This is a genomic window from Burkholderia sp. Bp9015 (assembly GCF_003853505.1).
Taxonomy (GTDB): Bacteria; Pseudomonadota; Gammaproteobacteria; order Burkholderiales; family Burkholderiaceae; genus Burkholderia.
Window position 1 is genome coordinate 112,602 of sequence record NZ_QTPZ01000010.1, and the last position, 13,284, is coordinate 125,885.

A 13,284-nucleotide genomic window follows, 5' to 3' on the forward strand; every position below is an offset into this window, starting at 1 on the left:
CTGGCGTAAGCAGCCCCCATTCCGTCGGCCCCGCTTCGAGCAATCGAGCGGGGCCGCTCCATTTGCGCGGTCGATCTGCGCGCCCCATTTACACGGCCCTGACTGCACGGCCCGAATTCGCGCGGTCCGCAGGTTCGGTCCGCAGCGACCGGCGTCACACCACCTGCCGAGGTTCGCCGCGCGCAAACGCGGCAACGTTGTCGACGAGCTGATCGGCCAGTGCCCGCATCGCCTCGTCGCTCGCCCACGCGACATGCGGCGTCAGGATGAACGCCGGATGCGACAGGATCGCGTGGAACGGGTGCGCGGCCGGCAGCGGCTCCTGCGTGACCACGTCGAAGCCGGCGCCCGAAATCTGCCCCGACTGCAGCGCGTCGACGAGTGCACCTTCATCCACGAGCCCGCCGCGTGCGGTGTTGATCAGCAGCGGCCGGCGCGCCATCCGCGCGAACGCGGCCGCGTCGATCAGGCCGCGGGTCCCCGGCGTGAGCGGGCAGTGCAGCGTGATCACGTCGCTGTCGCGCAGCAGCGTGTCGAGCGGCACATGCCCGGCGCCCCGCGCAGCGCCGTGCGCGGCGAACAGCACGCGCATGTCGAGCGCGCGGGCGATGCCGGCCAGCGCACGGCCGAGCACGCCGTCGCCGACGATCCCGAGCGTCGCGCCGGCCAGGTCGCGGATCGGATGATCGAAGAAGCAGAACTGTCCGCTGTCGAGCCAGCGCCCCGCGCGCACCGCGTCGCGATACGCGACGAGGCTGCGCCGCAGCGCGAAGATCAGCGCGAACGTGTGTTCGGGTACGGTGCGCACCGCATACCCGCGAATGTTGCTGACGACGATGCCGCGCGCGGCGCACGCATCGAGATCGACGATGTCGGTACCCGTCGCGGCGATCGCGATCATTTTCAGGTGCGGCGCACGGTCGAGCGCCGTCGCGTCGAGCCGGACCTTGTTGGTCACGACGATGTCCGCGTCGCCGATACGCGCGGCCACTTCGTCCGCGGCCGTCCGTTCGAAGGTCCGCAGCGCGTGCGGAAACGGAAACGGCTTCAGCACGGTCTGCGGCGACAGCGTCGCGCGGTCGAGAAACACGATCTGCGCAGGAGAGGAACTGGAAAACATGGCGGGCCTCGCTGACGGGCGCCCGGCGGGCGCGCAACGGCAACGATTCTGCCAACGGCGCATGCGATCGGGCTTGCGCATTGCGCGAGCGCGCTTTCCCGCGTGGAAAACGTCGATGCCATCCGTGCACGGCCGGCCCGACGACTTCCCGGTTCACTGTTCCGTCGCACGAGCCGCTGTGGCAGCGCCCCGTCGTGCTGCAGGCGATGGCGCACGCGGGCGCCACTGGGACGATGCGTGTGCGGCGCTCGACGAAGCCGCCGTGCTGGCCCGCGAAAAGAGCCACGCGCCCCTTTCCGTTCAGGAAAGGCTGGTTGAGCATCGATCGATTTTCGCCGGATGCGAACGCCGTCATGATCGCCGTCATCGACAACACGATTTTCAGGAGACAGTCATGACGCGCCCCCTGGACGGTATCCGCGTGCTGGAACTCGGCCAACTGATCGCCGGGCCGTTCGCGGGCCGGATGCTCGCCGAATTCGGCGCGGACGTGATCAAGGTGGAGCCGCCCGGCGTCGGCGACCCGCTGCGCAAATGGCGGCTGCTGCACGACGGCACGTCGGTCTGGTGGGCCGCGCAGTCGCGCAACAAGCGCTCGCTCGCGCTCGACCTGCGCACGCCCGAAGGGCAGGACGTCGTGCGCCGCCTCGTCGCCGGGACCGACGTGCTGATCGAGAACTTCCGGCCCGGCACGCTGGAAGGCTGGGGGCTCGACTGGGAGACGCTGTCCGCGATCAACCCGCGTCTCGTGATGCTGCGCGTATCGGGCTTCGGCCAGACCGGCCCGTATCGCGACCGGCCCGGCTTCGGCGTGATCGCCGAAGCGATGGGCGGCCTGCGCCACCTGACCGGCGAGCCCGGCCGCACGCCGGTGCGCGTCGGCGTGTCGCTCGGCGATTCGCTGTCGGCGCTGCACGGCGTGATCGGCATCCTGCTCGCGCTGCGCCATCGCGAACAGCAGGGCGGCAAGGGGCAGGTCGTCGACGTCGCGCTGTACGAATCCGTCTTCAACATGATGGAAAGCCTGCTGCCCGAATACTCGGCGTTCGGCGCGGTGCGCGAGCCGGCCGGCAGCAGCCTGCCGGGCATCGCTCCGACCAACGCGTACCGCTGCCGCGACGGCAGGTACGCGCTGATCGCCGGCAACGGCGACAGCATCTTCCGGCGCCTGATGGCGCTGATCGGGCGCCCCGATCTCGGCGACGATCCCGCGCTCGCGCACAACGACGGGCGCGTCGCGCAGGTTGCGCGCATCGACGCGGCGATCGGCGAATGGAGCGCGCGGCTCGATCTCGACGACGTGCTCGCCGCGCTGCACGACGCACGCATCCCGTCCGGGCGCATCTACGACGTCGCGGACATCGCGGCCGATCCGCATTACCGCGCACGCGACATGATCGTCGACGCCGCGCTGCCCGACGGCACGCCCGTGCTCGTGCCGGGCATCGTGCCGAAACTCGGCGCGACGCCGGGATGCATCGAGCGTCCGGCGCCCGCGCTCGGCGCCGATACCGACGCGGTACTCGAATCGATCGGCATCGATGCGGCGACGCGCGACGACTGGCGCACGCGCGGCGTGATCTGAAGCGACCAACCCGCCGCCACCCGGACGACGACATGAACCAGCCCCATCCCCAACGACTTTATATTCACGAAGTCGCGACACGCGACGGTTTCCAGAATGAAGCGGCGTTCGTCGACACCGACGACAAGATCGCGCTCGTCGACGCGTTGAGCGCGTGCGGCTACGCGAAGATCGAGGTCACGTCGTTCACGTCGCCGAAGGCGATCCCCGCGCTGCGCGACGCGGAAGCCGTGATGCACGGCATCGTGCGCGCGCCGGGCGTCGTCTATACGGTGCTCGTGCCGAACGTGCGCGGCGCGGAACGCGCGCTGTCGTGCGGCGTCGACGAGGTGAACCTCGTGATGTCGACGAGCGAGAGCCACAACCGCACGAACCTGCGGATGACCCGCGAGCAGTCGTTCGCGCAACTGCGCGACGTGATCGACACGGTGCGCGGCACCGGCGTCGCGCTCAACGTGTCGCTGTCGACCGCGATGGGCTGCCCGATGGAAGGCGACGTGCGCGCGCAAACCGTGCTCGCGTGGATGCAGCGCTTCGCGGATCTCGGCGTGCACGGCTTCACGCTGTGCGACACGACCGGCATGGCGTATCCGTCCCAGGTGCGCGACCTGGCCGAACGCGCGCGCGAACGCTTCGGCGCGCTGCAGCTCACGCTGCACTTTCACAACACGCGCGGCATGGCGCTCGCGAACACGCTCGCCGCGCTCGACGCCGGCATCGACCGCTTCGACGCATCGCTCGGCGGCCTCGGCGGCTGTCCGTACGCGCCGGGCGCGACCGGCAACGCGTGCACCGAGGAGCTCGTGCACATGCTCGCGCTCGACGGCTACGATACGGGCGTCGACTTGGCGGGCGTACTCGCCGCGGCCGCGCGGTTGCCCGCGCTGATCGGGCATGACGTGCCGAGCCAGATCCTGAAGGCCGGGCGCCGCTCGGACCTGCATCCGCCACCGCGCGCCGAAGCCGGCCACATGCCGGCGCAGCGGGCTTTCTCGTAACCGAACCGGAGCGAATCACATGGCACTGATTGACCACCTCGACCACCTCGTGCTGACTTGCGTCGATCCGGAGCGGACGAAGCATTTCTATACCGAAGTGCTGCAGATGCAGCTCGAAACCTTCGGCGCGGGCCGGCTCGCGTTCCGCTTCGGCAACCAGAAGATCAACCTGCACGTGCGCGGCGCGGAGTTCGAGCCGAAGGCGCACGTGCCGGTGCCCGGCGCGCTCGACCTGTGCTTCATCGCGTCGGTGCCGCTCGACGACGTGATCGCGCATCTGCACCTCGTCGAATGGCCGATCGTCGAAGGGCCCGTCGAGCGCACCGGCGCGACGCAGAAGATCCGGTCGGTGTACGTGTGCGACCCGGACCTGAACCTGATCGAGATCTCCGAGCTGATCTGAGTTGCGTTGCCGTGAATTGCACGGCGCGCGCGGCGGTCATGCCGAGCTGTCGTGCGGCGTGGGCGCAGCATCGCGTCCGTTCTGCCGGTTCCGCATGCGCCGGCGCGATGCGCCCGCCACGCAGCAATCCTCCGCCGAAAGCGGACAGGCGCGTACCGCACCCGCCGATTCCGGATAGGCGCGCCCCGTTGTACTGCGGATAATGGCGTGCATCGGCGCCGGTCCGTCCGCCGCCTTCGCAGCGGGCGCGACGCGCGTCCCGCGGATCCGCAATCCGACCCACGCACATTCCGAATGACGATCCTCTATCGCGGCATGGACCGCGCGGCGCTCGACGCCGCTTACCTGAACACGAAGGCCATTCCTGACTTCCCCGCGGTACTCGCGTCCTGCCAGGCACGCAGTGCCGCGCTTTACGCCGCGACGCCCGCGCAGCGCGACCTGCGTTACGGGTCGCGCCCCGCGCAGCGCTTCGACTGGCTGCGCTGCGGCCTGCCCGGCGCGCCGCTGTTCGTGTTCATTCACGGCGGCTACTGGCAGCACTGCGCGAAGGAAGATTTCGCGTACGCGGCCGCCGGGCCGCTCGCACGCGGGTTCGATGTCGTGCTCGCCGAATACACGCTCGCACCGGCTGCATCGATGACCGACATCGTCGGCGAGATCGGCGCGCTGCTCGACCATCTCGCGGCCGATCCCGATCGCATCGGCACCGGCGGCCGGCCGATCCACCTGAGCGGCCACTCGGCAGGCGGTCACCTGACCGCCGTGTATCGCGCGCATCCGGCGGTCGTGTCGGCGCTTGCGATCAGCCCGCTCGTCGATCTCGAGCCGATCTCGCTGTGCGTGCTCGGCGAGAAGCTTCGACTCACCGCGCAGGAAATCGCCGCCTACAGCCCGCTGCGTCATGTCGGCCCCGGTGCGCCGACCGTCGTCGCGGTCGGCGCGGCCGAGTTGCCGGAGCTGGTGCGCCATGCGCATGAATACGCGGACGCATGCGAGGCGGCCGGCGAGCCGGTTGCACGCGCGTGGCTGCCGGGCATGCAGCACTTCACGGTACTCGACGATCTAGCGCGACCGGACAGCGCGATGCTCGCCGCACTGCAGGCGATCGCGCCGCGCTGAGCGCGCCGTCCTGCGCCGTCTCGCGCGCTTTCGCCGCGTGCATGGCCGGGCGTATGATCGGCATCAAGCCGGTCGGGCGCCGTTCGCACGCGCCGCACGGCACACCCCAGGATCCTCGTCATGGTGAACCCGCTTCATTTCGATCTGCAGTCGCTGCGCGTGTTCGCGCTCGTCGCCGAGCACGGCAGCCTGACCAAGGCGGCCGAACACGGTCAGCTCACGTTGTCCGCGGTCAGCAAGCGGATCGCCGAACTCGAGAGCGTGACCGGCAGCGCGCTGTTCGTCCGGCATGCGCGCGGCGTCGAGCTGACGCCCGCGGGCCGCGCGCTGCTCGAACATGCGGCGAAGGTGATCGAGCAGGTGAACCGGATGGCGCACGAGATGAGCGATTACGTCGCCGGCGTACGCGGCCACATTCACGTGTGGACCAATACGTCGGCGATCGTCCAGTTCCTGCCGGCCGATCTCGCCGCGTTCCTGACCGACAACCCGGGCATCAAGGTCAGTCTCGAGGAAAGGCTGAGTCACGAGATCGTCGATGCGCTCGGGTCCGGCAAGGCCGATCTCGGCGTGTTCGCGGACAACGTGCCGGCGCCGGGCATCGAACGCCGGCTGTACCGGCGCGACGAGCTCGTGCTGCTCGTGCCGCGCGGGCATCGCTTCGCCGCGCGCGACAGCATCCGCTTCGCGGATACGCTCGATGAAGACTACGTCGGCCTGAGCGACGGCAGTTCGCTGCTCGCGCGGATGACCGACGCCGCGTTCGCGGCCGAGCGCTCGCTGAAGCTGCGCATCCAGGTATCGAATTTCGACGGCGTGAGCCGGATGATCGAGGCCGGGCTCGGGATCGGCGTGCTGCCGCGCGATGCGGTGACGGGCGAGCGCGCGGCGCGGCTCGGCGTCGTGACGCTCGACGACGCGTGGGCGACGCGCACGCTGTGGGTCGGCGTGAAGGCCGGCACCGTGCTGACGACGGACATCGCGAAGCTGTTCGATTTCATGTCGGCGCGCTGAATGCGAAGAATGCGACGAATGCGCGACCTGCGTTCAACGCGCGGCAGGCGCGACGCACGGGGCACGCATGCCCCGTGCCGCATACCGCGTCATACCGGGTTGATGTCGTCCTGGCTGCGCCGCGTGGTCAGCGGCCCGAGCACGCGCAGCGTGACCGCGACGATGCCGAGCGCGACCGAGATCACGCCGAACATCGCTCCGGCGCCGTGCTCGGCCAGCACCGGCAGCAGCACGAACGGCAGCGCGCCGCTGACGATGCGCGACAGCGAGTAGGTGCTGCCGATCGCGGTCGAGCGCACGCGCGCCGGGAAGATCTCCGCCTGATACACGTGATACGCGTTGCTGAACACGTTCGACGCGCAGGTCGTCAGGAACCCGAAGCAGACGATCAGCGCCGTATTGCCCGAATACGCGAAGCACAGCCCGAACGCGGCGATCGAGAGGATCGACACGATCACGAGCGTGCGGCGCTCGATCCAGTTCAGCAGCGGAATCGACAGCAGCGAGCCGATCGGATAACCGATGAACGACAGTGCGATGAACAGCGTGCTGTCGGTGACGTCGAACCCGCGGCTCTTGACGACCGTGCTCGCGAGCGTGCCGAAGCCGTAATAGCCGAAGCCCTGGAACAGGTGGAATACCGCGAGCATCAGGTAGCGCGCGCCGTAGGGCCGGCGGCGCAGCAGCGCGATGCGCTCGCCGACGCGCAGCGGCCGCTGCGGTTCGGCCGATGCCGCGAACTGGTCGGGCACGCGCACCCCCGCGCTGTCCGCGAAGCGCTTCGCCGCGGCATGCGCATCCGCGGCGCGGCCCTGCGCGAGCAGCCAGCGCGGGCTTTCCGGCAGACGATGCTGGACCAGCAGCACGTACACGGCGCCGAGGCTGCCGATCGCGAGGATGATGCGCCAGCCGGCCACGCCCGCGACGTGCAGCGGATTCAGCCACAGCGCGAGGAAGCCGACCAGCGGCACGGCGACGTACGAAGTCGTATAGGCCCATGCGGCAAGCCGTCCGCGCTTGTCCTTCGGCAGGATTTCGGACAGGAAGCTGTCGGCGACCGGGTAGATCGCGCCGACGCCGATGCCCGTGAGAAAGCGGCATGCGACGAGCATGTCGGCGTTCACGGAGAACGCGCCGATCAGCGAGAACGCGCTGTACCAGACGAGCGTCATCAGGAACGCCTTGCGCCGGCCGATGCGGTCGGCGAGGCTGCCGAGACACAGCGCGCCGACGAACATTCCGATGAATGCCGACGCGAGCAGCAGCTTGAAATCGACGCTTTGCCGGCTGAGCCCGTATTCGTGCTGCAGCGCGGAGCCGATCGTGCTGACGAGGAAGATCTCGTACATGTCGAAGAACAGCCCGATGCCGATCACCCAGACGACGAACCGGTGCAGCGCACCGACCGGCAGGTCGTCCATGAATTCGCCGAGCGTGATGCCACGCGCGGGCAGGGCCGTCGCATCGGCGCCGGCCCGGGCCGCGGACGATGCGGCGGACGCGGGTCCGCCCGCGGTGCCGCCAAGGTCGAGGGATTGGCTGTTCATCGTGTCTCCTGATTATCGATTTGCCGTGGCGCGATGCCCGGCCGTTCGCGGCTATTCGCGGCCGGCATCACGGGCCCGGTCGCGCGACGCGGCGCACGTGCCCGCAAGGCCCGCGAAAGGCCGGATGCGCGCGATCGCGCCGATCGTCCGAAACATGGTCGGCGAATTTGCGCGACGCGATAATTGCGGATGCTTCAAGCATCCTTTCCCGCGCAGAAAGGCCGGGAAACGCCCGCTGGGCGGGCGTCGGACGGAAGGCGAGCCGAAGCTGGAAGGTCAGGGCAGGGAAAACGATAGGCCGCGCTGCGCGGATTCGGCGGCCGGTGATGGTGATGGCGTACCGCGCGGTTCGGTATCCTCGGTCAATCCGCCGGCGCCGCGCGACGGAACGGCGGAGCGACGCCGCGGGACCTTGCATTCGTCAGCGTTCATCGATCGCTGCGACGCACCGAATGTGCAGCGCCGCCGCTCGTCCGCCCATCCGGCTCATGGCGACGCGCACGGATCGGACCGTTCATCCGTCGCCGCCGCACCGGCATCGGTGCCGGTCCCGACCCCGACGTCCGCCCGTTCATGCCGCACCGTCTCCGACGCAACCGCCTGCAGCTTCACCGCCAGGTCCGGCGCGATGCCGAGCTGCGCGGCTGCTTGCTCCCGCGCGCCCAGGGTGCGCACGTCGACGCCGGCGATCTGCTGGAACAGCACGAGGGCGCTGAGGTAAGCGCCCGTCACGCCCGGATGCTGATAGTCGAGCCGCGAGATCGGCGGGTCGTTGTGCGCGCGCATGCCGTACCACAGCAGCGGGGCGCCCGACGGCGCATACGGATCGGGATCGGCGATGCCCGCCATCCACGCGCGCTGCCATGCGCGGCCGACCGGCGCGACGGCCACGATCGACGGATCGGTGCGGCGGGCGCGTTCGAATGCATCGCGATACGCGGCGCCGAGTTCGGCGAGACGCTCGACATAGCGCGCGTGAAAGCCGGCGCTGCCCGGCTCGCCCGCTAGCGCCTTCGCGAGATCGGCGCCCGGCCAGGTTTCGTACAGATAGACGCGCGCTTGCGGTGCAGCAGCGCGAATGCCGCGCGCGATCTTCGCGACGCTCGCGCAGAAGGCGGCGGGATCGCTGGCACGGCTATGCGTGAGCACGAACGGCAGCGGCTTCGCGCTCAACTCCTGCAGCACGACCGCGTCCCAGACGGGCCGGTCGATCACGTCCGATGCAACGCGGTCGTGTTTGGCGAGACTCGTCGCCGACATCGCTTCGAGATGGACGTCATAGTCGAGCCCGGCTTCGACGGCAAACCGCGCGAAGATGCCCGGAATCCCGCCCCACGGGCCCGGCTCGCGTTCCGCGCGGGCGCCGGTCTGCCCGAAGTTCTCGTCGATCACCCGCGCCGCGGCCGCGCCTGCGGCCTGACGGCCGGCATGCATCGCGCCGTACGAACGCACGGGCGTGTAACGGCCGTGCGTGAGACTGTCGCCGACGAACAGGATGCGTTGCGGCGAGCGGATTGCGGGCGCCGGCAACCCGGGCGGCGACACCGCCGACGAGCCGGCCATCGCCGGCCCGGCGACCAGCCACGCGACGACGCACGCCGACGCGCAACGCATGACGACGCAACGCAACGCGGGCACGGCAGGCAAGTCGGTCATCTCGAAGTTCCGCAAGGACGCGTGGCCGAAGTATTTCACGAAGCGGCGCGACCGCGCTGCCCCCGCGTTGCGCAACGCGTACGGTAGACTGCTCGCTGGCTTTTCCCGCCCACGACACGACCCCACGCGCCCCCGCACACGACATGGACCGAATCGATGCGATGAAGGTGTTCGTCGCCACGCTCGACGAGGGCAGCCTCGCGGGCGCGAGCCGCCGGCTGGGCCGCTCGCCGGCGGCCGTCAGCCGCGCGCTCGCGTTTCTCGAGGAACACACGGGCACCGCGCTGCTGTACCGGACCACCCGGACGATCCGTTTGAGCGAAGCCGGTGAACGTTATGCGGCAGCGTGCCGCCGCATCCTCGCGGATCTCGAGGAAGCCGACATGCTGATCGCCGACGAACGCTCGGCGCCGCGCGGCCTGCTGACGATCACCGCACCGGTCGCCGCGGGCGAAGACGTGCTGCGTGCGCTCATCGACGAATTCATCGACCGCCATCCGGCCGTGTCGATTCGCCTGCAACTGCTCGACCGTCCCGTCAGCCTGATCGACGAGGGCATCGACGTCGCGCTGCGCATCGCGCACCTGAGCGATTCGACGCTCGTCGCGATGCCGGTCGGCGCGGTGCGGCGTGTCGTCGTCGCGTCGCCGGACTACCTTGCGAACCATCCGCCGATTACCGCGCCGGCCGATCTCGCCCGGCACCGGATCATCTCGATGACGCACTTCGGGCTCGATTCGTGGAGCTTTCCGCCGTCCGCGCCGTCGGCGCTGCCACAGGTGGTCCAGTTCGCACCGCGCTTCATCGTCAACACGATCCGCGGTGCGCTCGCGTCGGCGCTCGCCGGCCACGGCGTCACGCGGCTGTTCTCGTATCACGTCGCGGAGCCGGTGCGGGACGGCGCGCTGCGCATCGTGCTGCGCGACAGCGAGCACGCGCCGCTGCCGATTCATCTGGTCACGCCTTACGGACGCCTGTCGGTGCCGAAGGTGCGGACGTTCGTCGATTTCGCCGCGCCGCGATTGCGCGAGCATTTCGCGCAGCTGGCGGCCATCACCGACGGAGATTGAATCGCGTTGCGGAAGAATGGCTTCCGTGCTGCATGGATTCTCCCGATACCCGGTTCAATCTAGACTTCCTTCAACCGGCGGATGCGCGTGCATCCGCCCAGCGAATGGGAGGTCTCCATGCAACAAGCGCTTCTCGACCGGCCGCACGCCCCCGCGTTCAACGTGTGGCGCGGCACGGTATCCGGCGCCAGCGCGAGCCTGATCGGGATCGGCCTGGCGCGCTTTGCGTACACGCCGCTCTTGCCGGCGATCATCGGTGCGCACTGGTTTCCCGCGTCCACCGCCGCGTATCTCGGGGCGGCCAACCTCGGCGGCTATCTGGCCGGCGCGCTGGTCGCCGGCACGCTCGCGCGCCGCGCCGGCTCGACCGCCGTGCTGCGCGCGATGATGCTGCTCGCGACACTCGCATTCGTCGCGTGCGCGGCACCAGTGTCGTTCGTGTGGTTCTTCGTGTGGCGTTTCGCGTCCGGCCTGTCGGGCGGTGCGCTGATGGTGCTCGCGGCGCCGGCGATCCTCACGCACGTGCCGCCGTCCCGGCGCGGTTTCGCGAGCGGCGGCATCTTCACCGGGATCGGGCTCGGCATCGCGGCATCGGGCACGATCGTGCCGATCCTGCTGCGGCAAGGGCTCACCGTCACGTGGCTCGGGCTCGCGATCGTGTCGCTACTGCTGACCGCCGTCGCGTGGCGCGGCTGGCCGGCCGACGACGCACGGCCCGCAGCCGCCGCGGCGCATGCCGCGCACGCGCGCAACCTGCCGGCCGGCAGCCTGCGCGCGCTGTACGTCGAATACGGGCTCAACGCGGTCGGGCTCGTCCCGCACATGATCTTCCTCGTCGACTACGTCGCGCGCGGACTCGGCAAGGGCGTCGACGCGGGCGCGCAGTACTGGGTGCTGTACGGCCTCGGCGCGATCGTCGGGCCGCTCGCGTGCGGGCATCTGGCCGACCGTGCGGGCTTCGGCCGCGCACTGCGGATCGCATTCGCGATCGAAGCCGTCGCGGTCGCGCTGCCGCTGCTCGGCCTGGGCCCGGCCGCGCTGATCGTGTCGAGCCTGCTCGTCGGCGCGTTCACGCCCGGCATCGTGCCGCTCGCGCTGGGCCGCGTAAACGAGCTGCTCGCGCATCATCCGTCGGTCGCGAAGCGCGCATGGCGCAGCGCGACGACCAGCTTCGCGATCATGCAGGCGGTCGCCGCCTACGGTCTGTCGTACCTGTTCGCATCGAGCGGCGGCCGTTACGAAGCGCTGTTCGGCGTCGGCACCGCCGCGCTGTTGCTGGCGCTCGCGGTCGACGTGATCTCCTCGGCGAGGACGCGATGAGCACGACCGCCCACGCACCGGCCGCCGCACACGCCGGCCGCTCGAGCGCCGGCTACGCCGAACGCAATGCGCGCTACTGGCGCCGCAATCTCGCCGTGTGCGTGTTCGGTTCGTTCACGACGCTCGTGAGTCTCAGCATGCTGCTGCCGTTCCTGCCGCTGTATGTGCGGCAGCTCGGCGTCGACGCGCAGTCGGCCGTGATCCAGTGGTCGGGCGTCGCGTTCGGCGCGACGTTCCTCGGCACGGCCGTCACCGCACCGCTGTGGGGCCGCCTCGCGGACCGCTTCGGCCGCAAGCCGATGCTCGTGCGCGCGGCACTCGGGATGGCCGTCGTGATGTCGCTGATCGGCGTCGCGCACAACGTGGTGGAACTCGTTGCACTGCGGCTGATCGCCGGGCTCGTCGGCGGCTATGCGTCCGCGTCGACCGTGATGGTCGGCACCCAGGCGCCGCGCGAACGCGCGGGCTGGGCGCTCGGCATCCTGTCGACCGGCGCGCTCGCGGGCAATCTCGTCGGGCCGCTCGTCGGCGGCCTGCTGCCGGGCTGGCTCGGCATTCGCGGCACGTTTTTCGCGGGTGGCGCGATGATCGCCGTCGCCGCGCTGCTGACGATCGTCGTCGTGAAGGAGGACTTCGATCCGGCCACCGACGCGCACGCGCGGCACGCCCGCGCAACGTCGGCGAACCCGGCCCGGCGCACCGATCGCGTGGCGGTCGCCGCGCTGCTCGTGACGGCGATGATGGTGCTGCTCGCGAACATGTCGATCGAGCCGATCATCACGGTCTATATCGGCGGGCTCGGCGTGGACGGCAATCATCTGGCGCGCGTCGCCGGCGTCGTGATGGCCGGCTCCGCACTCGGCAGCATGCTGACCGCCGCGCGGCTCGGCGCGCTTGCCGACCGGATCGGCAGCTGGAACGTGATCGTCGGCTGCCTGCTGCTGACCGCGCTCGCGATGCTGCCGCAGGCGTTCGTCACGCACTGGTGGCAGCTCGCCGCGCTGCGCGTGCTGATGGGGATGACGCTCGCCGGGTTGCTGCCGTCGATCGGCAAGCTGGTCCGGCAGTCGGTCGACGAGCGCGCGACGGGCCAGATGCTCGGCTACCTGCAGTCCGCGCAGTTCGGCGGGCAGGTGATCGGCCCGGTGATCGGCGGACAGATCGGCGTCGCGCTCGGCCTGCATTCGGTGTTCTTCGTGACGGCCGCGCTGCTGGCGGCCTGCGCGGCGCTCGCATATCGGGTGCGCAGCCGGTAGAAGCGCTGCGCGCTGGCCCGCGGGCGGAGCTCTGGCGTAGCATGGGCGCAGTTGCGGGGCGGCCGGTTCGAACGCCGTGCGGAGGCGACGCCGCAACCACGCGTCGCGACGGCCGCGTCGTCGTTTGGTCAGCCGCCGTATCCGGCACCGCTTTCGCATTCGCATGACAGGGTCCATACGACGCACCGCGCAT

The 13,284-nt window shown here is 70.2% G+C and carries 11 protein-coding genes; 8 read left to right on the top strand and 3 right to left on the bottom strand.

The features are described from left to right. Nucleotides 1–154: 154 nt before the first annotated feature. Nucleotides 155–1,120, bottom strand: a complete 966-nt coding sequence (locus DIE12_RS13320) for a D-2-hydroxyacid dehydrogenase (RefSeq protein ID WP_124521750.1) — start codon at nucleotides 1,118–1,120, stop codon at nucleotides 155–157. A gap of 394 nt (nucleotides 1,121–1,514) precedes the next feature. Here DIE12_RS13320 and DIE12_RS13330 point away from each other — a divergent pair, with 394 nt between their 5' ends. The 5 genes from DIE12_RS13330 (at nucleotide 1,515) to DIE12_RS13350 (ending at nucleotide 6,242) form a co-directional block, all read left to right on the top strand. Further along, nucleotides 1,515–2,705, top strand: a complete 1,191-nt coding sequence (locus DIE12_RS13330; RefSeq protein WP_044843524.1) for a CaiB/BaiF CoA-transferase family protein — start codon at nucleotides 1,515–1,517, stop codon at nucleotides 2,703–2,705. 32 nt (nucleotides 2,706–2,737) lie between these two features. Beyond that, entirely contained in the window at nucleotides 2,738–3,703 is a 966-nt protein-coding gene (locus tag DIE12_RS13335; RefSeq protein WP_124521746.1) for a hydroxymethylglutaryl-CoA lyase, read from the top strand. A 19-nt stretch (nucleotides 3,704–3,722) separates the two neighbouring features. Continuing rightward, complete coding sequence (locus DIE12_RS13340) at nucleotides 3,723–4,106, top strand: VOC family protein (protein ID WP_124521744.1); 384 nt, start codon at nucleotides 3,723–3,725, stop codon at nucleotides 4,104–4,106. A gap of 294 nt (nucleotides 4,107–4,400) precedes the next feature. Beyond that, a complete protein-coding gene (locus DIE12_RS13345; protein ID WP_124521742.1) occupies nucleotides 4,401–5,228 on the top strand; it encodes an alpha/beta hydrolase in 828 nt (275 codons plus the stop codon). A 120-nt stretch (nucleotides 5,229–5,348) separates the two neighbouring features. Further along, nucleotides 5,349–6,242 carry a LysR family transcriptional regulator gene (locus DIE12_RS13350; RefSeq protein WP_124485468.1) on the top strand — a complete coding sequence of 298 codons (894 nt, stop codon included), beginning with the start codon at nucleotides 5,349–5,351 and terminating at the stop codon, nucleotides 6,240–6,242. Between the two features lie 89 nt (nucleotides 6,243–6,331). On the opposite strand, the gene DIE12_RS13355 is transcribed toward DIE12_RS13350, so the two are convergent. Both DIE12_RS13355 and DIE12_RS13360 read right to left on the bottom strand, forming a co-directional pair. Then, a complete protein-coding gene (locus DIE12_RS13355; protein WP_124521740.1) occupies nucleotides 6,332–7,789 on the bottom strand; it encodes an MFS transporter in 1,458 nt (485 codons plus the stop codon). Nucleotides 7,790–8,275: 486 nt separating this feature from the next. Then, entirely contained in the window at nucleotides 8,276–9,445 is a 1,170-nt protein-coding gene (locus DIE12_RS13360) for a hypothetical protein (RefSeq protein ID WP_124521738.1), read from the bottom strand. A 143-nt stretch (nucleotides 9,446–9,588) separates the two neighbouring features. Here DIE12_RS13360 and DIE12_RS13365 point away from each other — a divergent pair, with 143 nt between their 5' ends. From DIE12_RS13365 to DIE12_RS13375, 3 genes are all read left to right on the top strand, one after another. Further along, on the top strand, nucleotides 9,589–10,515 hold the full coding sequence (locus tag DIE12_RS13365; RefSeq protein WP_044843518.1) for a LysR family transcriptional regulator: 927 nt from the start codon (nucleotides 9,589–9,591) through the stop codon (nucleotides 10,513–10,515). A gap of 117 nt (nucleotides 10,516–10,632) precedes the next feature. Next, nucleotides 10,633–11,835, top strand: coding sequence for a YbfB/YjiJ family MFS transporter (locus DIE12_RS13370; protein WP_124521736.1), 1,203 nt, complete (start codon nucleotides 10,633–10,635; stop codon nucleotides 11,833–11,835). After that, nucleotides 11,832–13,091 carry an MFS transporter gene (locus DIE12_RS13375; RefSeq protein WP_124521734.1) on the top strand — a complete coding sequence of 420 codons (1,260 nt, stop codon included), beginning with the start codon at nucleotides 11,832–11,834 and terminating at the stop codon, nucleotides 13,089–13,091. Before DIE12_RS13370 ends, DIE12_RS13375 begins: the two co-directional genes overlap by 4 nt. Nucleotides 13,092–13,284 lie beyond the last annotated feature (193 nt).